Source organism: Corallococcus aberystwythensis, from assembly GCF_003612165.1.
Lineage (GTDB): Bacteria > Myxococcota > Myxococcia > Myxococcales > Myxococcaceae > Corallococcus > Corallococcus aberystwythensis.
In genome coordinates this window covers 1-21,939 of sequence record NZ_RAWK01000172.1, presented here as the reverse complement: position 1 = coordinate 21,939, position 21,939 = coordinate 1, and the positions used below count along the sequence as shown (strand labels likewise).

Sequence of the window (21,939 nt, the reverse complement as noted above, 5' to 3'; positions counted from 1 at the left end):
GCCCGGCGCCAATCCCAGACTCCCCTTCCACGTGTAGCTCTTCCCCGTGGACGGCGACTGGTACGTCAGCGTCATCCCCGCCGCCAGCGAGCACTGCGCCACGTAGCGCATCACCATGTCCGCGGACGCGGGATCCTGGTTGAACCAGGTCTGGAACCCGTTCGTGGACAGGCCATTCGTGGACAGGCCATTCGTGGACAGGCCGTTCGTTGACAAGCCATTGGTGGACAGGCCGTTCGTGGACAGGCCATTCGTCGACAGCCCGTTGGTGGAGACGAGCGCTTCCGACGCCTGCCCCCTCACGTCCGTGGCTTCGTCCGTGGGGGGAGTGCCGCAGCCGGCGAGCGCCGCGGCCAGACAGAGCGCCGTCCAGGGGGAGGAACGGAAGGGGGAATTGCGAGGGGGAAGGAGTTGCATGGGGACTGCCTCCGCGTGGGTGACCGCACGAGCCGTGCGGCCTGATCAACCGGTAAACGCACTCCGGCGAAGCGAGCAGCGTCCCTGCCCTCCCGGCCCATCCCCTTCGGTCCTTCGCACAACACGCGCGGCGTGCGGCGGCGGACGCTCCTTGTTTCACCGCATGGCGGCGAACGCTCACCCCTTCCAAAAGATCAGGCCGTCCGCGTGCGGCTCCTGCCTGCCTTCACCTTCGCCTTCGGGCGCGGCGGCCGGGGCAGCCGCACCGTGAACGTCGTGCCCTCTTTCTGCGACGACGTCACTTCCACCGTCCCTCCGTGCGCCTGGACGATCTCCTTCACGATGAACAGGCCCAGCCCCAGCCCGCTGTTGCGCCGGCCGCCCTGTTCACGCTCGCCCTCGCCCTGGCGGAACGGATCAAACAGCCGCTCACGCAGCTCCTCCGGGATGGGCGAGCCGGGGTTCTGCACCTCCAGCACCTGGTGCTCGCCCTTCGCCCAGCAGCGCAGGAACACCGGCGCCTCCGGGCTGCCGTGCTCCAGCGCGTTGCCCACCAGATTGGAGAGCACCTGCGCCAGCCGCTCCGCGTCCCACTCCCCTTCCGCCTTGCCGTCCACGTCCACCGCCACCGCGCGGTCCGGGTACGCCGCCGCCAATTCGTCCACCACCTGCTGGCACACCGCCCCCAGGTCCGTGGGGGCCTTGCGCAGCGGAATGCCGCCGGCCAGCCGGGCGCGCGTCAAATCCAGCAGGTCCGCGATCATGTTCCCCATGCGCGTCGCGGAGGCCTCAATCCGCTGCGCGTGCTGCCGGTGCTGCTCCGGGGTGCACTCCAGCGGCCCCCGGCGCTTCTGCGCCCGCGCGGACAGCACGATGGCGTTGAGCGGGTTTCGCAGGTCGTGGCCCAGGATGCCGATGAAGCGCTCGCGGAATCTCGCCTCCTCCACCATCGTCTCCAGCTGACGGGTGCGCTCGGTGACGTCCATCATGGAGCCAATCATCCGCACCGGGCGCCCCTCGTCGTCGCGCGCCAGCACGCCGCGGTCCAGCACGTGCGCCCAGCTGCCGTCCGCGCGCTGGAAGCGGTACTCCTCGCTCCACACGTCGCCCGTGGACGCGACGAACTCCACCAGCCGGTCCACCACCCGGTCCCGGTCATCATCGTGCACACGCTCGCCCCACCAGCCCAGCTTGTGCTCCAGCACCGCCGTGGCGTGGCCGAACGCGTCCCCCGTCCCCGGGTCCCACCGCACGCGGTCCGTGGCGAAGTGCCAATCCCAGAGCACGTCATGCGTGGCGCGAGTGGCCAGCCGGTAGCGCTCCTCGGCTTCGCGCAGCGCGCTCACCGTCTGCTCCGCGCGCGCCAGCGCCGCCTCCACCTCCTGCCGCGCCGCCCGCTCCCGCTCCGCCTGATGGGCGTCCGCCGCCTGGCCCTCGTCGCGCGGCAGCAGCCACAGCGCCAATCCCTCCGCGTGCCGCACCACCACGTACCGCCGCCCCGCCGCGTCGCCCGGCAGCACGCCCACGTGCGGCACGCCGCGCAGGAGCACGCGCACGAGCGCCGCCACGTCGAACATCGCGGTGCCCTCCCGCGCCCACAAGGACACGTGGCGGCCCAGCTCCAGGGAGCGCACCCAGCCCTCGGCCGGAACGTTCATGGACGTCCACCGGAAGTCGAGCGCCTCGCCTGTCTCCCCGTGCAGCGGCTCGAGGAGGATGCAGGGCGTCTCGCTGTCAGCGGGCAGTTCCCATGCCGGAGCCATTCCCGGCCCCCAGGACAAACCCATCATCGTGCTCCCCCCGACGCTTCGGGCCTGTCCCCCACCCTCTACGTCGGTGCCGGGCAGGCTGGAAAAACCCGCGTCTCATGGAATACTGACACATCTGGCCACGCATGGAGCAGCCCCGCGGGGCAGGGTGCGCGAAAAAATGCTCACCCCCGAGCACTCACCCTACCCTCCAGGACAGGTCAGTACCGGCCCTTGACGCCAATGATGGGCAGGGCGATGGGCAGCCCCACCGCGCTCTTGGTCAGGGGTTGCCGGCTGTAGCCGCCGCCCAGGTAGTCGAAGCCCAGCGTCTCCGTGTTGAGGGTGACGTTGAGCATGTCCAGGTAGGCCTCCAGGCTGAACGTCTCATAGGCCCAGGCCTTGGACACGCGCAGGTCGAAGCGGAAGAAGGGCGGCAGCCGGTCCACCTGATCGCGATCCACCTGCACCCACGTGGGGCGGCCGTCGCCGTCCACGCCCTCGCGATGCGTCTGGCTTCCCAGGGTGCCGTACTCCGGGCGTCCGCTGTTGAAATGGAGCACGCCTCCCAGGGTGATGTTGTTGGAGAACTTGTGACTGACCACCAGGTTCAGGATGTGTGTCTGGTCGAACGCGAAGGGCAGGTCCGCGCTCTCCTCGGAAATGGCCTGACCTGACGAGTCATACCGGTAGAAGGTGGTGCGCCGCGTGCTGCGCTGGAGGCTGTACGACAGCCAGCCGAACCAGTTGTTTCCCAGCGGGTAGCGGATGAGCAATTCCAACCCATACGCCAGGCCGTGGCTGGAGAAGTCCGGCAGGTCCCAGTCGTCCCGGCTGACCGGCGGTCCATCCACGTCGATCTGCCGCGCGCGCACCCGGCGGAAGCCGTCCTGACGAGGGGGGGCCCCACCGGGCGGGGGCTCAACGACGTCCGGGTCGCCGCCCACGTCATCCAGGTCGTCCGTCAGGCCCTCGTCGGAGAAGGGCGTGAGCTCGATGGTGCGCAGCATGGGGTTCACGTAGACGTCCAGCCCCACCTCCCACTTGTCGAAGGCCTTCCACTCCACGCCGGTGGAGAGCTGCACGCCCTCCTGGAGGCCCAACAACAGACTGCCCACGTCCACCACGGGCAGGCTGATGAGGGTGGTGGGCGGCTGGTGGAAGATGCCCGCGCCGCCCTTGAGCGTCACGGTGTCGGTGAGCTTGTGGCGCACGGTGAGGCGCGGCTCGAGCACCTTGTGGTCGAACCCGCCGGACAGGTGGTAGCTGTCCAGGCGCAGGCCGGGCACCACCGTCCATCTGTCATTGGGCGTCCACACCCCTTCCGCGTACGCGCCGGCGAAGGTGGCCAGCGCCACGGGCACGCGCACCGTGTCCTCCTCCACCTCCTGGCCGTTCTCCACCCTGAGCACGTCCACGATGGCGCGCTTGTGGTCCACGTCCGCGCCCGCGCGCAAGAGGAGCCGCTCATCCAGCGGCACGCTGTAGGCCACGCGCCCGGAGAGGGTGCTCTGGTCGATGTTGATTTCGTTCCCGCTGTCCGGCCCGCGCGACACGACGGAGAAATCATCCGTGCCCCAGGTGCCGCCCACTTCCAGCTCGCCCTTGCCCAGCGGGTGACGGCCGCGCAGGTCCACGCGGTGGAACGCGATGGACTGGAGCGCGGTGTCGCCCTGGTCGTCCTGCGCCTCGGAGCCGAAGGTGTCCGACGAGCCAAAGGCAAACAGCCGCAGCTTGCCCCGCCCCACGTCCTGCTCCACGCGGCCCTGGTAGTCCCAGAAATCCAACACCACCTTCGGGTTGGTGCGCCCGGGCGGCGGCGGGTCCTGCAACTGATTGGCGGCCAGCGCGATGATCCACGGCGTATAGGAATAGCGGCCCGCGAGGGAGACGTTGGTGCCGGTGGACTTGAAGGGCGTCTCGATGAAGAAGCCCGCGTTGATGAAGTCCGCGTACGCGCTGCCGTGCACGCGGTCGTCGCGAGGCCGGGTGAGGCGCCCGTCGATGGCGCCGCCCATCAGCCGGCCGTACTGCGGCGGCGGCGAGCCCGGATAGAAGTCGATGGCGTCCAGGAAGTCCGGGTGGATGACCGCGGGCCCCAGGAACAGGTGGAAGAGGATGGGGATGCGGATGCCGTCCAGGAAGTAGCCCGTGGACGCGGGCTGGCTGCCGCGCACCACCGGGTACGCCACGCCGGACAGCATGCTGCCCACGCCCGGCAGCAGCATGACCACGCGGAACGGGTCGCCCATGGTGCCGGGCACCTCGCGCAGCTCCGCGTCGTGCAGCGTGATGCGGCTCACCTCCGTGCGCTCACGGTCGCCTCTCACCACCGTCTCGTAGGGGTTCACCACGAGCGGCTCCAGGCCGTAGACGACCTCCAGCGACTCGGAGGACTTCAGCGCCTCGCGGAACAGGCCCGGCTTGTGGCCGGAGGCGAACACGCGCACCGCCTGGCCGCCCGTGGGGAAGCGCGCCTCGAAGCGGCCGTTCTCGTCCGTCTGCACTGGCGAGTCCGGCGCCGCGTCCGACACCAGCGTCGCGCCGATGAGCGGCCGGCGATTGCCCTTCTGCCGCACCAGGCCCTTGAGGGTGATGGGGCCCTGCGGCGTGAGCGTGCCGCCGTCCGCGGTGGTGGCCACCGGGACGGGCGCCTCGAAGCGGTACTCGAAGAACAGGCGCACCGCGACGGGCTGGCCCTCCATCATCGCGGGAGAGAAGCGCAGGGAGGGCGCGGCGTGCAGCGCGGCCTCGTTGAGCAGCGGGTGCACGCCCTCCACCAGCGTGGCGCGGTCCACCTCGCCCGCCTCGTCCACCAGCAGCTCCAGCTTCACCGTGCCCGCCACGCCCTCGCCCACAAGCCTGGGCGGGTACGGCGCCGGCGAGTCCTGCACCAGCGCGGGCGGCACGAAGGCGGCCAGCGCGGGGCCACCGTCTGGAGCAGCCTCGCCGGACTCCACCGCCCAGCCCGCGTCCGTGCGCTGGAGGTCCGCCTCCTTCGCGACCGTGCCCACGCCTCCGTCCTGGCTGCTGTCCCCCTGCGTCCACGGCGCGTCCATGCCACTGGGGGCGGAGCCGGAGGTGAGGTTCTCCTCCGTGACGGGCAGGCCCGCGTCCAGCGTGTCCCCCAGCCGGATGCTGCCGGGGCCGCCTTCAGGCGCCTGGGCGTAGGCGGAAGGCGCCGGCCACGGCAGGAGGCACAGCGAAAGCACCAGCGCGGCGGCGTGCCAGGGGGTGCTCCTCTTCGCGAAGGTCATGGGCGATGGCGTTCGTGCAAGGCAGGTCCCGGCCGGCGTCCATGAGGCCAGGGGATGTCCGCCCTGACAAGCGATGCTCCGTGACGCGTGCCAGCACCGCCCGCCCGGGGCCGTGGCGACAGCACACCCTTTCCGCTGGAGGACATTGGCCCTCCGCGTCACGTCGCGCCGTGGATGCCCTGCCCCGTCTTGGGGACGGGGCGCCCCATTTCGGATCCATCCCCACCTTCCAGGAAGTCGCCCTTTCCCATTTCCCGGACGCCATGGAACGCCCCACCCCTCCCAGACCTCTCGCCCTCGACATGCTCCGGGACAGGGTGCGCGCGGCATCCGGCGTCACGCGAGCCTGCTTATGATTCCCCCGCCGTCCCTGCGCTACCTTCCCCACGGACTGCTCGCGTCACTGCTGTTGGGCCTGATGTTGATGCCGCTGCTCTTCCCGCCGTCGCTGGCGCGCGCGGGGAACGAAGGACCGGACACCTTCATCGACGAAGGGCCCCCCGGGGCCACGACCTCCCAGGAGGCCACCTTCGTCTTCACCGCCACCACGCTGAAGCCCGTGTTCTGGTGCTCGCTGGACGGCAGCCTCTACATCCCCTGTGAATCCCCCTGGCGCCTGAAGGACCTGCCCGTGGGCGAGCACACCGTGGACGTCTACGCGGTGGACGTGAACACCGCGCACCGCGACCCCACCCCGTCCGGCTGGGTGTGGCGGGTGACGGAAGCGGGCGCGGGCATGCGCCCTCCCGCGTCCGCGCGCTGATACCTTGCACGCATGCGCCACCTTCAACGGCCTGGGTGGGTAGAGCGCGCTCAGTCGCGCATGCGCGTCGAACCCAAAATACAGCCGGAGGTCCTGATTGGTTGACTTGAAGAGGAGGGCGCTCGCGCTCCTCCTCGAGGCCCGTCGCGCAGTTGATTGAGTGGGTGCCCGACCTGGTGCCCGCCTGGATTCCACCCGGGTCCTTCAGGCCGCCCCACGGACTCGGATTGACGCCTCGGGCTCTGCTTGCGGAGCGGCGTCTCGCTGCCCGTGAACGCGGAGCACGACCGAAGGAGCGGCCCACTCCACGGCGAGGATTGCCGAGGAGCCGCGAGCTGCCGACGTTCGATGGGGTTGGACCGAACGTGAACCAGGTCACCGTCCGGAGGAGCGAAATGCGCTACTCACTGCTGCTTCTGACTCTCGCCCTTCCCGCTGCCGCGCATGCTGAGTCGTGGTGGTACCACTACTGCTCGACAAGCTGCGCCAAGTACGGGCCGGGCAAGCCCACCTACCAGTGCAAGGCTTCATACGATTACTACTCCGACGACTACCACGCCTGGCGGGACAACTACCGGCAGCCCTCCGAGCGCTTCCACAAATGTTGTGCGAAAGCCGGAAAGCAGTCGTGCTCCAGACCCAGCAAGAAGAAGGGCCAGAGCGAGGCCGAATGGATCTGGAAGAAGACGTACGAGATGGCCGGAACTGCTGCCATGGAGGCTGCCTCGGCGCGTGGAGGGGGGGCTCAGTAATCCATCCCAGCGTCTCGCCCTCCAGCCCGTGCGCCACCGCCAGCGCGCGCGGTTTCTCCCCGGGCGGGGGCGTCATCGCCGCCCACTGATTCGCCTCCCGCACCAGCCACCCAGCCGAGGCGACCACTTCCCTAGAACAGGGGTCAACTGGTCCGACTGTCGGACCAGTTGGAAGGACCGCGCCGGGCGGGAGGCAGCCTCCCCCAGAGGCCCTGGGGTGGTCCGGGGCGCTACCGGCGCGTGGGCAGGATGGCGCTGGCCACCAGGCTCATCAGCTTGAGCTGGGGGCGCGGCAGCCGGCGCACGGCGCGCAAGAGGCGGCGCATCTCCGGCAGGTCGTCCTTGTCCGTGGAGTCCTCCTCCCACAGCCCCGCGCCCGCCGCCGCCGCCACGGCCAGCCCCAGGGACGCGTCCGCGGACAGCTGCAGCGCCAGGCACAGGCGGAACAGCGTGGGGACGCTGGGCATCATCTTGCCCCGCTCCAGCCGGCCGTAGACCTCCGACGCGATGCCGACGCGGTCCGCCACGTCCGCCTGCGTAAGGCCAGCCCGCAGCCGCGCGGCCCGGGCCGCCGCCCCCACGCTGACCGCCAGCTTGCGCTCCAACTGCCGCCGCGACAGCGCCGCCGCCGACGCGGGCGCCACACGGGGCTTCTTCCGGACGCGGCCGGAAGCGAGAGGACCTCGGGGGTGGGTTTTCACCACATCAACCTTGCACGTGACGTCCGGTGGGGTGGCCGTAAGGCGCGCGGCCCCTCCACCGCCGGAACGGTTCAGAGGTCGTTATAACCCGCCACGTCACCCGGGCCCATCCCTATATGACAGGTAGTCCCGCATTCCCTCGCCCACCGGAAGGGCGTCGTTCACGGGTCCATAAGCCCACATGAAACGACACGCAATCCCCAGGAGGACTGGGGGATTGTCCGGGTTCGGGGCTCCAGGTTGCGCCGGGCCCCACCTTCGCCGGGTTCAACCTTCCCCCGGTTTCAGCCTTCCGAGGTGGCGACGCGCTCCCAGCCGTCCGGGTAGTGCGTGACGAGCCCCAGCGCGTCGGTGTCCAGCTCGCCCACGAAGGCGCCGCCCGCGCTCTCGTAGCGGTAGCGCGTGGAGGACAGCCGGGTGTAGCGCTGGTCCAGCCGCTCCAGGGACAGGTCCGGCAGCCGCACCCACGCGGCCGTCACGTCGCGGGCCTGGCCCGGCTCCAACCCCAGCCGGCGGATGGGCAGGGTGTTGGTGGAGGGGGTGACGCTCAGGTCCACGTCCACGCACCCGCGCAGCTCCGGCAGCTCGCGCCCGTCGCGCCACCAGCGCTGGTGGTCATCCACCTGGAGCACCAGCGTCCGCCGCGTGCCGCCCTGGTGCAGCACGAGCCGCGCCTCGCGCGTGTGCCAGTCCGGGTCGCACGCCACGGTGTAGCGCACGAGCAGCGGCAGCCCCTCGGCCACCCGCACCACGGTGCCCGTGAGGAGGGGCCCTTCGGCGGACTCCCACAGCTCGAAGTGCTCCGTGCCGGGGGACTCCAGGCGCCGCCACGTCAGGGCCTGCAGGCAGCGGCCCTCGGGCGTTCCGCCGGGCCGGGCGGTGCGCGCCGTCATGGGACGGGCCTCCGGGCGTTCCGGAGGCTCACCGCGGGGCCTCCGGCGACCTCACGGCGCGCCCCGTCCGGCGTAGAGGCAGTCCAGGGCCTCGTCCAGCAGGCACAGGGCGGCGTCGCTCCAGCCGCGCAGCCGCTGCTGGGGCGTGGGGCGGCCCACGTGGGGGATGAGCTGCGCGTCGGCGGCGTCCTCGATGAACTGGGCCTGCTGCTCCGGGTTGAGCTCCGCCCAGCGCCGGTGGCCCACGGCCTTGCGCCAGTCGTAGCCGTCACCCAGGTACTGGGCCGCGAGCGCGCCGCTCAGGTAGCCCGTGCCGCCGTGCTGGTGCTGCCACACGTGCGTGAGCTCGTGCACCAGCAGCCGGAAGCCCACCGCGCCGTAGCCGGGGGGGATGAAGAGGATGTCGCCGTGGGCGAACGCGCGGCCCGGCAGGCCCAGCAGGCCCAGGGCGCCTTCCTTCACGCGCACGCAGCGGTAGTCCAGGCTGTCGCCGAAGATGGGGCGCAGCCGGTCCACCTCCGCGTCCGTCAGCCGGCGGCCCACGGGCTCCAGGCCCGCCACCACCTGCACGGCGGACAGCACGCGCCCGCCCAGCATCAGCACCAGGTCCACCGGCACCTGCGCCACGCGGAACAGGCAGCGCTTGAGCTGCGGCAGTCCGTCCCGCGAGCGCCCCGTCGCGCAGCGGGCCATGCCGCTGGCCAGCAGCACCAGCGCCACGTACGCGCTGCGCGCGGCGCCCGCGGACGCCCCGGCGATGCCGGTGAACAGCCCGTGGCCCGCGTCCGCCACCCGCGCCGTCAACGGTGCGAGGCGGGCGGCGTCACGGCGGGAGTCACGGACGGCTTGCGGATTGAGCGAGGTGGGAGACCCCAAGGACCCTCTCCAGGAGCGAGCGCAGCTGACCGGCCCGCCAGGGCCTGCCGAGTGCGAAGTGGGTGTGGCAGGCCGTCGCGAAGGTGGCGCTCACTTCGGGACGGAAACCGGAGGACAGCAGGATGCGCGGGCCGTGGAAGCCACGGTCCACCAGCCGGCAGAGGAAGTCGCTCACGACGCGGCGATCCGCGTCCAGGTCCAGCACCAGCCCGTCCACCGTCACGCCCATGTCCAGCCGCCGGTCCGCCGACGTCGCTCCCAGCGACGTCACCATCCGGCACCCCAACCCCACCTCACGCGCCACCGCCAGCCGGACCTCGGGGGCCTCGGAGACCACCAGCAGCACCGGCGCCGCCTTCCCCGTCCGGGGCGCCGCGACCGGCATCACCGCCCCGCGCCGCGCGCCCGGGACCGCGGGCGCCGTGGGACGGCTGAAAGCGAATTCCGGGACAAGGAGGGAAGACGGTGCGGTGGACACGCCCCCAACAATAAGCAGCAAGAACGGAAATATCAAGCTTGGCTTGAATCACCGTCAGAACGGGGAGCTCCTACCAGGGTGAGGGCCGCGATCTCCGGGGCGGGGCCCAGGCGCAGCGGGGGGCCCCAGTAGCCGGTGCCGCGGTGGGTGTAGACCCGGGTCCCGGCGACGGTGGCCAGGCCCTTCACGACGGGCTGCTGGAACTTCACGAAGAACATGAAGGGGAAGATCTGCCCGCCGTGGGTGTGGCCGGACAGCTGGAGGTCTACGCGCAGGCCCTGGAGGGACAGGGCGGTGCGGGGCTGGTGGGCCAGCAGCAGCCGGGGCACGTCCGGCGGGGCCCCGGCGAGCGCGAGGTCGGGGCGGCTCTGGAGGGGCGGGTCGATGTGGCCCGCGTCGTGGTCGGTGACGCCGGCCACGACGAGCCGGGCGCCGCCGCGCTCCACCACGCGGTGTTCGTTGGTGAGGACGGTGATGCCCAGCCGGGCGACCTCGGCCATCCAGGCGCGGGCGCCGTGGTAGAACTCGTGGTTTCCGGTGACGTAGTAGACGCCCAGCGGGGCCTTGATGCCCGCGAGCGGCGTCATCTGGTCGCGCAGCTCATCCACGGAGCCGTCCACCAGGTCACCGGTGATGGCGACGATGTCCGGATTGAGAGCGTTGACCTGGTCCACCACGCGCTGGAGCCACACGCCATCCAGGGTGGGGCCCACGTGGACGTCGGACAGCTGCACGACGCGCAGGCCGTCCAGGCCCGGGCCCAGGTCCTTCAGGGCCACGGTGGTGCGCTCCACGCGAGCCTTGCCGCGCGCGGTGACGAACGCGAACGCCACGGCGGGCACGACGGTGCCCAGCACGGCGGCCGCGCGGCCCCGGGCGAGCGCGTGCATGTCGGTGACGGTGCCGGACAGGGCCAGCACGGCGCCCACGAGGTCGGAGGCCAGCACGGCGGTGAGGAACACGCCGAAGGCGCCCAGCCAGAGGTACGCGCCCCACTGGATGACGCGGGTGAAGCCGGTGGCCTCACGGCGAGCGGCGCGAAAGCCCGCCAGCAGGACGAGGTAGCAGAGGCCCAGCAGGCCCCAGCCCAGGGCGGCCCACGGAGCGGGCCAGCCGGGAGCGGTGAAGAGGCGCAGGCCGATGTAGACGTGCAGCGCGGTGGGCAGGCCCAGCCCCAAGAGCAGGGACAGCACCCACCGCCAGCCGGGAGCACCCGCCGAGCGCCGGCCCCGCCGCGAGGGAGCTTCTTCCGAGGACACGTCCGTCGTCACGCGCGCCACCCTGTCGTCCCGGGAGCCGGGACGCCTTCGAGCGCGGGAAGATAACGGCCACCCCCACGCCGCGCCCGCCGACCCCACCGGACGCCTGGCGGGCCCCTCCCGGATTAGAGTTACCCGGTAGGTATGAAATCCATTCCCTGGCGTATCTGGCTCGTCGTGGCGTCATGCAGCGTGCTGACCCCAGGCTGCGCGACCGCGACGTGTATCGACAGTGAGACGTGCTGCGTGGAGGCCCACCCTGGCAATCCCGCCGCGTGCGGACTCACCGACGCCGAGGCCGCTGCCCTCCTGGGCACCGCGGCCGTCGGAGCGGCGGCGATCGGCGTCACCCTCAAAGAACTGGACGACCCGAACGAGGGGTGGTGACAGCACTGCATCGACCGCTACGTGCAGTGCAAGGACTCGAAGAAGCCGCGCTGGTTGGGCGACTGCTACGCCTGCCTGCGAAACTGCGAGGGTCAGAAACAGTGGCCCTTCGATCTCTGCCGTCCTCGTCGCAATTAGGAGCCGACCCATGAACGAACAGGACTTGAACTGGGACGACGTTCGCGACCTTTCGCGTCGGGTCTCGGCCGGGGAACCCTTCATGCTCACCGCTGAGTCACGCGCCATCCTTCAGCGCACCGGACCCCAGGTCGGTATTCCAGCAGCCGACGTCGAGCGGGCGCTCCAGGTCGAGTCGAGCGCCGCCACGCTGCTCACCGAGATTGCCAGGCGCATCCGGGACGGCTCGTACCGTTTGTCACGCGCCCTCAGCGAAGCAACGAGGCGACAGGAGGCGAGCGACATGGACGGCGCGCGGCAGGTGCTCCGCGACATCGTGGAGGAAGAAGTGGTGCCGCTCTATCGCGACATCGCGCAAATCCAATTGGAAACCCTGGACGAGGGTTGATGGACCGGGAGCGGCGCCAGCGCAGCACCGTGCCCAGCCCTATACCCTTCAGCTCCGTGAACGGCGGCGTCGAGCCAGCGCGCCCAGGCCCACCAGCGCCCAGAGGCTGAGCATCCCCGCGGGTGCAGCGCCGCAGCCGCAGCCCACGTCCAGGTCGGTGGGGCCTCGCACCTTGAAGCCCACCTCCGGTGAACGCAGCCCGGCTTCGCCCTCCGCCGTCACCGCCTGCGCGACGACCTTGTGCGCCCCCGTCGCGAGCGCCTTGTCCGCGGTCAGGATGTGCCGGAAGACGCCCTCGTCATCCGTGGTGACGGTGGCGAGCGTCGCGCCGTCCACCTCCAACCGCACGGACGTGCCGGGCAGCGCCACGCCCACGAACGCGAAGGTCGGATCCACGGTCGCGCCCTCCGCGGGCACGACCACCATCGGCATCGCGGGGTCCGCCGAGCCCGCGTCCGTTCCACCATCCGCGCCGGGCACCACCACCTCGAAGCCCACGACGTCGGAGTACGGCCCGTCATCGCCCGCCTCGTTGTGCGCGTGCACCGTGACCTTGTGCGTGCCCACGCTCAGCGGCTCGGACTCCGGCACCTGGTAACGGAAGCGTCCCAGCAGGTCCAACGGCACGATGTTGTCCGGCCCGTCGTCAATCACGACGCCCACGCTGACGCCATTGACCGTGGTGCCGGCGAACAGCGGCGTGGGCCCCACGGTGTCCCCGTTCGCGGGCACCACCAGCACGGCCATCTGCACGACACCGCCATCCGCGAGCACCACCGCGGGCGTGGAGAAGCGCACCGGCGTGGAGGGCTTGCTCGCCACGCCCAGCGACTCCGCCCAGGCGACGACGTCGTGCGCTCCCGCGGTCAGCGGCGTGGTGGGGTCGTACGTGAAGCGGCCATCCGAGCCCGGCACCGCCGCGCCAATCTCCCGCCCGTCCACGACAAGGTGCACGACCGGACCGTTCGTGCCCGCGGTCCCTTCGAAGCGCGGCCGCGTGCTGCTGGTCGCCTCGCCCGCCGCCGGCGCCGTGATGACGGGCGTGACGGGCACCTGGAAGGCCTGATCCACCTGCTGCACCGTGCCCGTGGACGTGCCCCCATCCGGAGTGCCGCCATCCGCCCCCGTGGAGGCCGGGGTCGCGCCATGGGAACCCGCGCCCGGGTAGCCGGAGACGCCCGCGTTGCCCGCGCTCACGTTGGCGCCGCACGCGACGCCGTTGGCCTGGATCAGCACCCGGCCTCCGGCGCCACCACCGCCCGGCCCGAAGGGCTGCTTGTCCAGCTTCGTGTCGCCGCCCGTGCCGCCCAGCGCCTCCACCTTGCCGCAGTTCAGGACGTCCACCGCGCGCAGCACCACCGCGCCGCCCGCGCCGCCGCCGCCCGCGCCGTCATTGCCCAGCGAGGCCGCCGCCGACGTGCCGGAGGCGCTGTAGACGCCCTTCCCCTCGAACGCGGTGGCGCGGATGAACACCACGCCGCCGCCCGCCGCGCCGCTGGAGCCGGACGCGTCGAAGCCCTGGCCCGCGCCGCCGCCGCCGCCGAACGCGAAGCGCTCGAACACGGAGTAGTTCAACGCCGCGCCGCCCAGCCCGCCTTCCACGCGCGCCCCGTCCTCCGAGGTTGTGCGCCCTCCGTTGCCGCCCACGCCACCGTGGCCGCCACCGCCACCGCCGGACGATGCGCAGTTGCCGCCGCCACCGCCGTTGGCCAGGTTGCCACGCCCGCTGGTGAGGCCGTTCTTGGAGGACGTCCCCGCCACGCCCTCGCCGCGCTCGGAGCCGCCCTTGCCACGCTCCAGCTCCAGCCCGGTGCAGCCCGCCACGCTGTCGGAATTGGCCTGGAAGCTGCCGCCCAGGTAGCCCAGGCCGTCCGCGTCGATGCGGCCCTCGTTGACCACCTTGCCCGTCACCAGCATCGCGAGGATGCCACCGGACTTGCCGTTCCACGGCGACGCGGAGAGCCGCGCGCCCGCCTCGATGACGACGTCGGAGTACTCGGCCACGCGCACCACCTGCGCACGCCCCGCGGCGTAGGTGTAGCGCAGCGGCGCGGTCAGCAAGAGGGTGGCGGGCGTGGAGGCCGTCACCACCACCACTCGCGCCAGCTCCCAGCGCCCCAGCGCGACCGGCCCCGCCAGCGACACGCCCTTCGCGTTGCCCACGTCCGGCACGGGCGACAGACCGGTGCTCTCGTGGATCATCACCAGATCGCCACCGCCGAACTCTGAACTGGCCACCACCAGCTCGTCGTCCCCCGCCGCGACGCTCTTGCCCAGGGGGCCGGCGGCGCCGAGGGTAATGCCCCGCCCCGCGGGGACGGTCAGCACGCCGTCGCGTCCGGTGCCCAGGTCAAAAGAGTCCGGCTCCGCGCGAGCGACCTGCGCCAGGAGCAATCCAACGATGAGAGCCAGCGTGATGCGCATGCCCCCATGGTGCCCCACCGGGCGTCCGGGGTCGAGGGAGGCCCAGCCGCTTCAGCGGGCCGGCACCAGGTCCTGGAGCCCCCGCGCGTTGATGGGCGCGAAGAAGGGTTGCCGCAGGAGCCGCCCCAGGGCGCGGCGCTCGACGCAGAGCAGCTGGAGCGAGTCCTCCCATTCCCCCAACACGGCCACCGCGCGCACGTCAGCCGCGTCGCGGTACAGGTCGTTGAGGTTGTGCACGAGCGCGGGCACGTCCTCCACCTCCCAGCGCTCCGTGACCTCGCCGGCCGAGACATGCAGCTCCAGCGCGGGGCGCTCGCGCACGTCCACGACCTTGAGCTTCCGCGCCGCGCCGCCCATGGCCGAGGTGAGCGGACCCACCAGCTCATCCGGCCGGACGCCGTACCCCACGGTGAGCCCACCCACGAGCAGGCCCGCTTCGCACAGCCGCAGCAGCGACACGTGGGGAGGCTCGCCCTCCGGCACCACCCCGGAAGCGGCGGCGGAATCCTTGAGCAGCCGTTCGCGGTCGAGCGCATCCAGCAGGGAGGCCATGGCCCGGCCACCCTATCAGGGCTCCTCGCCCTCCCAGTAATCCACCTGCGCGTCCAGGGGCAGATACGCCATCAGCGTGCGCGCCGCCTTGTCGCCTCCGGGTGCGGCGCCCGCGAAGACACCCACCTTCTTCGAGTCCGGATACACGAGCACGTCCGGCGCCTCCATGGTGGAGAAGCACAGGTAGCGCAGCGGCTCCGCGCCGTCGTTGATGAGCTGGTGCGCGCACTCGGCGCCCGGCGGCAGCGCGACATAGTCCCCTTCGCGCACGGGCAGCGTCTGGGTCCCCAGGCGCAGCGAACCCGTGCCGGACAGGACGTAGACGGCCTCTTCATTGCCCAGGTGGTAGTGCAGCGGCCACGAACGGCGGCCCGGCGGAAGCTCCACCAGGCTGCACCCGAGCTTGCGCCCGTGCGCGGCGGCGCCCAGCTGCTTGCGCTTCAACGCCACGCGGCTGCCGTGGGCAAGCTCGGTCCAGGGGACGTCTTCGGCGTGGATGAGGTGGGGCGAGGACATGGCGGGCTCCTGTTTCACGGGCGCTCCGCGATGAGCGCGAACACGCGGTGGGGGACGGACATCGGTTCCTGGGGGAAGCGCGCTGCGAGGAGCGCGGCCAGCGCGGCGTCGAAGCGGGCCACCTGCTCGGGCGGGAGCATGGCGCCGATGCGTGCATTGGCGCGCATCCGTCCGCGCCACGCCTCGTGGGTGTAGGGCGTGAGCGTGTCGAAGGTGAAGGACGTCAGGTGCTGGAAGCCGGCCACGCCCACGTCGCGGAACCACTGCGGGTAGATGCCCACGCCCTGGCCGAAGCGGTCGACGGCCAGGTCCACGCGGGGGCTGAACTCCTCCACCAGCGCTTCCGTGGCCTCCAGCAGGTTGCCGGGCAGGGCCGTCCAGTCGAAGTGGCAGAGGATCAGCTTCCCGCCGGGCTTGAGCAGGCGGAAGGCCTCGCGTCCGGCGGCGGCGCGGTCGAACCAGTGCCAGCACTGCCCCGCGAACACGCGGTCCAGGGAACCCGACGGCAGGCCGGTGTTCTCCGCGGGGGCCTCACGGAAGTCCACGGTGAGGCCTTCATCGCGGGCGAGCCGGGCGGCGGCCTCCAGCTGCGGCGCGGACACGTCCATGGCGGTGACGTCGCAGCCGCGCCGGGCCAGGCTGCGCGCGACGGTGCCGGTGCCGGTGCCCAGGTCCAGCACGCGCAGGCCGGACGTGAGCACGCCGTCCTGTTCAAGCCGTGCGTAGAAGGCGTCCGGGAATCCCGCCCGGTGCTTCGCGTAGTCCGACGACGTGCGTCCGAAATCCACGTTCATGGTCGCTCTCCCCACGGGATGTGGCCTCGCACACGGGCGGGTCAGCTCGACAGGAAGGTCCAGTCGAGTCGAGACTCCGCACCCGGGAGGCACGTGAAACATGGTGCGTCGTGCAGGGGGCCGTTCTCAATCTCGATTCGACCATCCAGTTGAGGAGGAGCTGCTGCGCGCGGAGGAGGCGGCGGCCCTCCTGGGCGTGAAGCGGGCGACGCTCTACACGTACGTCAGCCGGGGGCTCGTGCGGTGCGTGCCGGAGAAGGGCACGAAGGAGAACCGCTACCTGCGCGCGGACGTGGAACGGCTGAAGACGCGCCACGACGCGCGCGCGGGCCACGCGGCGGTGGCGTCCGGAGCGCTGCGCTGGGGAGAGCCCGTCATCGACTCATCGGTGTCGCGCATCAGCGAGGATGGACTCGCGTACCGGGGGCACGACGCGGTGGAACTGGCCGCGCGGGGTCACCGCTTCGAGGACGTGGCGGAATTGCTGTGGACCGGCCAGCTGCCTCTGGAATCCAAGACATGGCCCTCGCCGGAAACGAAGCCATCGCCCCTGTCTCCCCCCGCGCTCGCGGCCATGCTCCCGCGAGACACCCCTCCCCTGTCCGCCCTCGCCGCGCTGGTGCCCCTGCTCGCGGCGGGTGACGCGGGCCGCTTCTCCGCGCCGGTGGAACAAGACATGGCTCGCGCGCGCAGGCTCATCCGCCACCTGGGCGCGTGGGTCTGCGTGGCCCAGGCCCCCGGCCGCGTCTCGCGTGCATCGAAGGAACCCACGGTGGCCGCGTCGCTCGCCACCGCCTGGGACGCGAAGCCGAAGCGGACCGCGGAGCTGATCAACCTCGCGCTCGTGCTCTGCGCGGACCACGAGCTGAACACGTCCACCTTCGCGGCCCGCGTGACGGCCTCCTCCGGCGCGGACCTGTACGCGTGCATCAGCGCGGCGCTCGCGGCCATCTCCGGCCACCGTCACGGCGGCGCCTGCGACCGCGTGGAAGCGCTCATCGCGGAGGCCGGCCGCCCTGAACGCGCCGCGCAGGTCGTGCACGGCCGCCTGCGCCGGGGCGAGGCCGTGACGGGCTTCGGCCACCGCCTCTACCTGAAGGGCGACCCACGCACGCCGCCCCTCATCGAGGCCGCGTTGAGCGTGAAGCCCGAATCCCCCAAGGTCCGCGTGGCCCGCGCCGTCATGGACACCATGCGGGACGCCGGCCATCCCCCGCCGTCCCTGGACTGGGGGCTGGTGATGCTCGCGGACGCGCTGGGCCTGCCCTCCGGCGCCGCCACCGTGCTGTTCAGCCTGGGCCGCACCGCGGGCTGGGTCGCCCACGTCCTGGAGCAGCGCGAACAGGGCCACCTGCTCCGCCCCCGCGCCCGCTACGTGGAGCCCCCACCCCGGTAGCACCGGCTGTTGCATGCCGTGCACGCCGCGCGGCTTTCCGTTTGGCGCCCCGGCGCCCCGTGCACACACTGCCCGCCCGTGAGCACGTCCCGTCCAACCCTGCCCTATCCCGCCCTGATGTTGCTCGGCAACGTGGCCTTCATCGCCTCGTGGATCGTCATCCTCAAGCGACCCGAAGGCTGGCAGGTCGTGGGCCCCGTCCTCCTGGCCCTCTTCCTGGGCTTACGCGTGGGCGGCGTGTGGAAGTACGCCCTGGCCACCCCGGACCCCGCGGGCCGCCTGAAGCGCTCCGCCATCCTCTCCACCGTGCTGGCCGTGCTCGCCGTGGGCCTCTGGGGCTACACGTGGCTGAGCGGCCCCGGGTAGAAACGAAACGGGCGCCCCTTCCGTGAGTGGAAGGCAGCGCCCGTCGTCACTTCCAACAGCGGAGGAAACCCCGCGTCAGACGTTGAAGCGGAAGTGCATGCAGTCACCGTCCTGCACGACGTACTCCTTGCCTTCCACGCGCAGCAGGCCCTTCTCCTTCACCGCGGCCTCGCTGCCCAGCTTCACCAGGTCCGTCCACCCGAAGACTTCCGCCTTGATGAAGCCGCGCTCGAAGTCGGAGTGGATGACGCCCGCCGCCTGCGGCGCCTTGAAGCCCTTGTGGATGGTCCACGCGCGGCACTCCTGCTCGCCCACCGTGAAGTACGTCCACAGGCCCAGGAGCTTGTAGCCCTCGCGCACCACCTTGTTCAGGCCGGGCTCCGTCAGGCCGGAGTCCGCCAGGAAGCCGGGACGGTCGGCCTCGGCCAGCTGCTGGATCTCCGACTCCAGCGCCGCCGCCAGCACCACCACGCCCGCGCCCTCCTTGGCGGCCATCTCGCGCACCTGCTGCACGCGCGGGTCGCTGTCCTCCTTGCCAATCTGCCCTTCGCTGATGTTCGCCACGTACAGCACGGGCTTGTCCGTCAGCAGGAACAGGTCCTGGATGGCCGCCTTCTCATCGTCGGTGAGCTTCTGCGCGCGCACCGTGATGCCTTCATCCAGCTTCGCCTTGATGCGGTCGAGCAGGGCGACTTCCGCCTTCGCCTCGTCGCCCGCCTTGCCGCCCATCTTGGTGTTCTTCAGCGAGCGCTCGCGGCGCTTCTCCACGGTCTCCAGGTCCTTGAGGCACAGCTCCGTGTCGACCACGTCCCGGTCCCGCACCGGATTCACGCCTCCCTCGACGTGGGTGACGTTGTCGTCCTCGAAGCAGCGCAGCACGTGGAGCACCGCGTTCACCTGCCGGATGTTCCCCAGGAACTGGTTGCCCAGGCCCTCGCCCTTGGATGCGCCGCGCACCAGGCCGGCGATGTCCACGAACTCCAGCGACGTGGGGATCTTCTTCAGCGGCTTGATGAGCGCCGACAGCTGGTCCAGGCGGTCGTCCGGCACCGGCACCACGCCCACGTTCGGCTCAATGGTGCAGAACGGATAGTTCGCCGCCTGTGCGCCCGCGGCGGACAGGGCGTTGAACAGGGTGGACTTGCCCACGTTGGGCAGACCGACGATGCCGATGGAGAGAGCCATGATGGAATCCTGGAACAGGCGGGCGCGGCGGAAGACTCCCCGCCCGGTTTAGGCCGAGCGGCGGGTCGCCGTGGCGCTGGTGGCGCTGGGCAGGCCCTGCACGAACTGCTCGGCCAGGGCGCGGTGCTTGGAGTCGTCCATGCGCTCGTTGATGAGCTTGCCAGCCACTTCCATGGCCAGGTCCACGGCCATGGAGCGGACCTCCGCGATGGCCTTGGCCTTCTGGTCTTCAATCTCACGGCGGGCGGACAGCTTCAGCTCCTCCGCCTCCTTGCGGCTCTTGGCCATCAGCTCGTCGCGGAACTTCTCCATGTCCGCCTGCACGCGGCGGGTGCTCTCCGCGGCCTCGCGGCGGGCCTCGGCGATGGCCGTCTTCTGGTCGGCGAGCAGCTTCTCCGCCTCGGCGCGCTCACGCTTGGCGCTCTCGATGGCGTTGGTGATCTGCTTCTCGCGCTCTTCCACGAGCGACAGGATGGGCCCCCACGCCTTCGCCCGCAGCACCAGCAGGACGATGACGAAGGTGACGATGGTCCAGAAGATGAGGCCCGGACGGACCTCCACGAAGCTGCTGGCGGCGAGGACAGAGGGCAGGAACATGGCGGGTCCCGGTGAAACGGCAAAGACAGAGGGAGGATGCGGGAGACTTCAGGTGAGACAGGGACAACGTGAAGCTTGAAGCCGGAATGCCGGCGCCCCTTCTTCCCGAAGAGGACGCCGGCTCCCGTTGCGGCCTGCGGGCCTTAAGCCTTGATGGCGAGCAGGATGCAGACGACCAGCGCGAACAGCGTGGCGCCTTCGATGAGGGCCGCGGCGATGATCATCGTGGTGCGGATGTCGCCACCGGCGGCCGGCTGACGGCCCGTGGCGTCCATGGCGGCGGCGGCCAGCTTACCGATGCCGAGCGCGGCACCGATGATGGAGAGGCCGGCGCCGATACCGGCGGCGAGGAAGGCAAGAGCGAGGTTGGTCATGGGAGCACGTCTTCTTTCGTGATGCGGGACCCGCTTGTGGGGGGGTCGTGGGGGCCCTTTTGGACAACCTCCGGCGGCCTTTCGAACCGCCGGGTCTTCAACCGGGGCGCGCCGTCGTCTCCGACAGGCGCCCCGTCAACTTGTCTCAGCCCAGGTGGTGGGCCTTGCCGTGGTCGTGGCTGGCGCCGGTCTCATGGTGGTCATCGTGGTGGTGGCCCATGGCCACGCTCATCCCGATGAACAGCGCCGACAGCATGGTGAACACGTACGCCTGCACGAAGGCCACGAACAGCTCCAGCAGGTAGATGCCGAAGGCGAACGGCACGCTCACCAGGGCCACCGCGGGGTTGCGGAGCATGAAGATGAGGCCCAGCAGGAAGAAGATGACGATGTGGCCCGCCAGCATGTTGGCGAAGAGACGGATGGTGAGCGCGAAGGGCTTGGTGAACAGGCCCAGGACCTCCACCGGAATCATGATGGGCCACAGCCAGGGGGCCACGCCGCCCGTCAGGTGCTTCAGGTAGCCACCGATGCCCGCGGCGCGGATGCCCGCCACCTGCGTGACGAAGAAGGTGCACAGCGCCAGGCCGCACGTGACGGCGATGTTGCCCGTGGCGGTCGCCATCCAGGGGAACAGGCCCAGCAGGTTCATGAAGAGGATGAAGAAGAACGCGGTGAGCAGGTAGGGCACGTACCGGGGGCCCTCCTCCTTGCCGATGTTCTTGATGGCCAGCTCGTCGCGCACGAACAGCACGAGCATCTCGAAGAGGTTCGCCCCGGCGCCGCGCGGCACGAGCTTCGTCTTGTCGCGGTTGCTCCAGATGAGCAGCGAGCCGATGAGCAGCAGCGCCGCCAGCCACATCATCACCGTGTGCTTGGTGATGGAGAGGTCCAGGCAGCCAGCGCCCAGGCCGGGGACGACCTCACCGTGGCCGCCGTGCGTGTCCGCCACGGGCGTGCAGGCGCCGTCGTGGAACGGGATGAGGATGCGCGGCAGGTGGATGGGGATGTGGTTGTGGCTGAGGGGGACCTCGAACTCGTACTCGTTCGAGTCCGCCACGTGGTGGAGGATGTAGCCGGCGACGTCCTCGCCCTCGGCGTCCTTGTCCTCGTTCGCCAGCCCGTGCCCACCGGCCTGCTCGGAGGCCCACACGGTGCCCGCGAACAGACAGGCGAACAGCACCATAGCCTTGCGCATCACTCGTCTCCGCCCGCCGTGTCTTTCGACGCGGCCATCACATAGCTGACTTCAATCCACTGCAGCGCGAAGTAGACGCCGAAGAAGCCGCCCACGAACGCGATCGCGCTCAAACCCCGGGACACCACCCACGCCAGCCCTATCCCCACGCCCACGCCCCTGAGGGCGAAGACCACACCGACCACCTTCAGCGCCGCCTTCAAATCCGCCTGCATCGCCGCGCGCCGCTTCAGTACCAGCGCCAGCACGCCCGTCACCGCCGCGATTCCGACTCCCAGCAGCGCGGAGACCCGATCCTCCGCCGCCTTGGGCAGCGCCGCCGCCACCACCGCCCCCACGCCCATCACCGCCGCCGCCAGCCCCGCGTGCGTCCAGAACGCATCCCGCTTCGGCTGCCCGCCCGTCCCCGTCACTTGCGCTTCCCCAGCTGGGCCATGGCGTGGAGGAAGCCGTAGAACCCCACGCCAATCCCCACCAGGC

22 protein-coding genes and 1 pseudogene are annotated in these 21,939 nt (G+C 71.1%); 6 read left to right on the top strand and 17 right to left on the bottom strand.

From position 1 onward, the window contains the following. The 3 genes and pseudogenes from D7W81_RS25905 to D7W81_RS25895 all read right to left on the bottom strand — a co-directional run. A pseudogene (locus tag D7W81_RS25905) lies at positions 1-417 on the bottom strand (hypothetical protein); the annotation flags it as partial. Positions 418-611: 194 nt separating this feature from the next. Continuing rightward, a complete protein-coding gene (locus D7W81_RS25900; RefSeq protein ID WP_244227429.1) occupies positions 612-2,180 on the bottom strand; it encodes a PAS domain-containing sensor histidine kinase in 1,569 nt (522 codons plus the stop codon). A gap of 206 nt (positions 2,181-2,386) precedes the next feature. Continuing rightward, a complete protein-coding gene (locus D7W81_RS25895; RefSeq protein WP_438503374.1) occupies positions 2,387-5,224 on the bottom strand; it encodes a TonB-dependent receptor domain-containing protein in 2,838 nt (945 codons plus the stop codon). Positions 5,225-5,774: 550 nt separating this feature from the next. Between D7W81_RS25895 and D7W81_RS25890 the strand changes: the two genes are divergently transcribed. Then, a complete protein-coding gene (locus D7W81_RS25890; RefSeq protein ID WP_120558066.1) occupies positions 5,775-6,185 on the top strand; it encodes a hypothetical protein in 411 nt (136 codons plus the stop codon). A 395-nt stretch (positions 6,186-6,580) separates the two neighbouring features. Then, on the top strand, positions 6,581-6,937 hold the full coding sequence (locus D7W81_RS25885) for a hypothetical protein (protein ID WP_120558065.1): 357 nt from the start codon (positions 6,581-6,583) through the stop codon (positions 6,935-6,937). A gap of 230 nt (positions 6,938-7,167) precedes the next feature. Here the strand turns inward: D7W81_RS25885 and D7W81_RS25880 are convergent, their stop codons facing one another. The 5 genes from D7W81_RS25880 to D7W81_RS25860 form a co-directional block, all read right to left on the bottom strand. Further along, positions 7,168-7,542 (bottom strand): helix-turn-helix transcriptional regulator, encoded by a 375-nt coding sequence (locus D7W81_RS25880; protein WP_167497754.1) that lies wholly within the window; start codon positions 7,540-7,542, stop codon positions 7,168-7,170. Positions 7,543-7,922: 380 nt separating this feature from the next. Then, positions 7,923-8,531, bottom strand: coding sequence for a putative glycolipid-binding domain-containing protein (locus D7W81_RS25875; RefSeq protein ID WP_120558064.1), 609 nt, complete (start codon positions 8,529-8,531; stop codon positions 7,923-7,925). Between the two features lie 51 nt (positions 8,532-8,582). Then, positions 8,583-9,407: an eCIS core domain-containing protein gene (locus D7W81_RS25870; RefSeq protein ID WP_244227428.1), complete on the bottom strand. Its 825-nt coding sequence runs from the start codon at positions 9,405-9,407 to the stop codon at positions 8,583-8,585. Continuing rightward, the gene (locus D7W81_RS25865; RefSeq protein WP_244227431.1) at positions 9,367-9,792 is read right to left on the bottom strand and encodes a hypothetical protein; all 426 of its coding nucleotides are present in this window, start codon (positions 9,790-9,792) and stop codon (positions 9,367-9,369) included. The genes D7W81_RS25870 and D7W81_RS25865 overlap by 41 nt, the downstream gene beginning before the upstream one ends. Before the next feature lie 125 nt (positions 9,793-9,917). Further along, a complete protein-coding gene (locus tag D7W81_RS25860) occupies positions 9,918-11,156 on the bottom strand; it encodes a metallophosphoesterase (protein ID WP_438503373.1) in 1,239 nt (412 codons plus the stop codon). Between the two features lie 132 nt (positions 11,157-11,288). Here D7W81_RS25860 and D7W81_RS43655 point away from each other — a divergent pair, with 132 nt between their 5' ends. Continuing rightward, entirely contained in the window at positions 11,289-11,531 is a 243-nt protein-coding gene (locus tag D7W81_RS43655; RefSeq protein WP_244227427.1) for a hypothetical protein, read from the top strand. Between the two features lie 148 nt (positions 11,532-11,679). Further along, positions 11,680-12,057: a DUSAM domain-containing protein gene (locus D7W81_RS25850; RefSeq protein ID WP_120558062.1), complete on the top strand. Its 378-nt coding sequence runs from the start codon at positions 11,680-11,682 to the stop codon at positions 12,055-12,057. Positions 12,058-12,105: 48 nt separating this feature from the next. Here the strand turns inward: D7W81_RS25850 and agmC are convergent, their stop codons facing one another. From agmC to D7W81_RS25830, 4 genes are read right to left on the bottom strand one after another with little or no spacing between them, the layout of a single operon-like run. Further along, positions 12,106-14,481 carry an adventurous gliding motility protein AgmC gene (gene agmC / locus D7W81_RS25845; RefSeq protein ID WP_120558061.1) on the bottom strand — a complete coding sequence of 792 codons (2,376 nt, stop codon included), beginning with the start codon at positions 14,479-14,481 and terminating at the stop codon, positions 12,106-12,108. A gap of 51 nt (positions 14,482-14,532) precedes the next feature. Continuing rightward, entirely contained in the window at positions 14,533-15,033 is a 501-nt protein-coding gene (locus tag D7W81_RS25840; RefSeq protein ID WP_120558060.1) for a hypothetical protein, read from the bottom strand. 15 nt (positions 15,034-15,048) lie between these two features. Further along, positions 15,049-15,549 carry a cupin domain-containing protein gene (locus D7W81_RS25835; protein ID WP_120558059.1) on the bottom strand — a complete coding sequence of 167 codons (501 nt, stop codon included), beginning with the start codon at positions 15,547-15,549 and terminating at the stop codon, positions 15,049-15,051. 14 nt (positions 15,550-15,563) lie between these two features. Further along, a complete protein-coding gene (locus D7W81_RS25830) occupies positions 15,564-16,343 on the bottom strand; it encodes a class I SAM-dependent methyltransferase (RefSeq protein ID WP_120558058.1) in 780 nt (259 codons plus the stop codon). Between the two features lie 100 nt (positions 16,344-16,443). Here D7W81_RS25830 and D7W81_RS25825 point away from each other — a divergent pair, with 100 nt between their 5' ends. Beyond that, positions 16,444-17,739, top strand: coding sequence for a citrate synthase (locus tag D7W81_RS25825; protein ID WP_120558057.1), 1,296 nt, complete (start codon positions 16,444-16,446; stop codon positions 17,737-17,739). A gap of 78 nt (positions 17,740-17,817) precedes the next feature. Then, the gene (locus D7W81_RS25820) at positions 17,818-18,105 is read left to right on the top strand and encodes a hypothetical protein (protein WP_208721460.1); all 288 of its coding nucleotides are present in this window, start codon (positions 17,818-17,820) and stop codon (positions 18,103-18,105) included. A 75-nt stretch (positions 18,106-18,180) separates the two neighbouring features. Here the strand turns inward: D7W81_RS25820 and ychF are convergent, their stop codons facing one another. The 5 genes from ychF to D7W81_RS25795 all read right to left on the bottom strand — a co-directional run bounded on the left by ychF (position 18,181) and on the right by D7W81_RS25795 (position 21,872). Continuing rightward, positions 18,181-19,290, bottom strand: a complete 1,110-nt coding sequence (gene ychF / locus D7W81_RS25815) for a redox-regulated ATPase YchF (protein WP_120558055.1) — start codon at positions 19,288-19,290, stop codon at positions 18,181-18,183. A gap of 48 nt (positions 19,291-19,338) precedes the next feature. Next, positions 19,339-19,887, bottom strand: coding sequence for a F0F1 ATP synthase subunit B (atpF, locus tag D7W81_RS25810; protein WP_120558054.1), 549 nt, complete (start codon positions 19,885-19,887; stop codon positions 19,339-19,341). A 143-nt stretch (positions 19,888-20,030) separates the two neighbouring features. Next, positions 20,031-20,261 carry an ATP synthase F0 subunit C gene (locus D7W81_RS25805; protein ID WP_120529618.1) on the bottom strand — a complete coding sequence of 77 codons (231 nt, stop codon included), beginning with the start codon at positions 20,259-20,261 and terminating at the stop codon, positions 20,031-20,033. A 145-nt stretch (positions 20,262-20,406) separates the two neighbouring features. Continuing rightward, on the bottom strand, positions 20,407-21,459 hold the full coding sequence (atpB, locus tag D7W81_RS25800) for a F0F1 ATP synthase subunit A (RefSeq protein WP_120558053.1): 1,053 nt from the start codon (positions 21,457-21,459) through the stop codon (positions 20,407-20,409). Continuing rightward, a complete protein-coding gene (locus D7W81_RS25795; protein WP_120558052.1) occupies positions 21,459-21,872 on the bottom strand; it encodes a hypothetical protein in 414 nt (137 codons plus the stop codon). The genes atpB and D7W81_RS25795 overlap by 1 nt, the downstream gene beginning before the upstream one ends. Positions 21,873-21,939: the final 67 nt, after the last annotated feature.

Excerpts from the sequence above, each read along its gene's own strand:
- D7W81_RS25830 (WP_120558058.1), bottom strand. The coding sequence starts at position 16,343 with ATGAACGTGGATTTCGGACGCACGTCGTCGGACTACGCGAAGCACCGG.
- ychF (WP_120558055.1), bottom strand. The coding sequence starts at position 19,290 with ATGGCTCTCTCCATCGGCATCGTCGGTCTGCCCAACGTGGGCAAGTCC.
- D7W81_RS25875 (WP_120558064.1), bottom strand. The coding sequence starts at position 8,531 with ATGACGGCGCGCACCGCCCGGCCCGGCGGAACGCCCGAGGGCCGCTGC.
- atpB (WP_120558053.1), bottom strand. The coding sequence starts at position 21,459 with ATGCGCAAGGCTATGGTGCTGTTCGCCTGTCTGTTCGCGGGCACCGTG.
- D7W81_RS25840 (WP_120558060.1), bottom strand. The coding sequence starts at position 15,033 with ATGGCCTCCCTGCTGGATGCGCTCGACCGCGAACGGCTGCTCAAGGAT.
- D7W81_RS25885 (WP_120558065.1), top strand. The coding sequence starts at position 6,581 with ATGCGCTACTCACTGCTGCTTCTGACTCTCGCCCTTCCCGCTGCCGCG.
- agmC (WP_120558061.1), bottom strand. The coding sequence starts at position 14,481 with ATGCGCATCACGCTGGCTCTCATCGTTGGATTGCTCCTGGCGCAGGTC.
- D7W81_RS25850 (WP_120558062.1), top strand. The coding sequence starts at position 11,680 with ATGAACGAACAGGACTTGAACTGGGACGACGTTCGCGACCTTTCGCGT.
- atpF (WP_120558054.1), bottom strand. The coding sequence starts at position 19,887 with ATGTTCCTGCCCTCTGTCCTCGCCGCCAGCAGCTTCGTGGAGGTCCGT.
- D7W81_RS25825 (WP_120558057.1), top strand. The coding sequence starts at position 16,444 with ATGGTGCGTCGTGCAGGGGGCCGTTCTCAATCTCGATTCGACCATCCA.
- D7W81_RS43655 (WP_244227427.1), top strand. The coding sequence starts at position 11,289 with ATGAAATCCATTCCCTGGCGTATCTGGCTCGTCGTGGCGTCATGCAGC.
- D7W81_RS25900 (WP_244227429.1), bottom strand. The coding sequence starts at position 2,180 with ATGGCTCCGGCATGGGAACTGCCCGCTGACAGCGAGACGCCCTGCATC.
- D7W81_RS25805 (WP_120529618.1), bottom strand. The coding sequence starts at position 20,261 with ATGACCAACCTCGCTCTTGCCTTCCTCGCCGCCGGTATCGGCGCCGGC.
- D7W81_RS25835 (WP_120558059.1), bottom strand. The coding sequence starts at position 15,549 with ATGTCCTCGCCCCACCTCATCCACGCCGAAGACGTCCCCTGGACCGAG.
- D7W81_RS25890 (WP_120558066.1), top strand. The coding sequence starts at position 5,775 with ATGATTCCCCCGCCGTCCCTGCGCTACCTTCCCCACGGACTGCTCGCG.
- D7W81_RS25865 (WP_244227431.1), bottom strand. The coding sequence starts at position 9,792 with ATGCCGGTCGCGGCGCCCCGGACGGGGAAGGCGGCGCCGGTGCTGCTG.
- D7W81_RS25895 (WP_438503374.1), bottom strand. The coding sequence starts at position 5,224 with ATGGACGCGCCGTGGACGCAGGGGGACAGCAGCCAGGACGGAGGCGTG.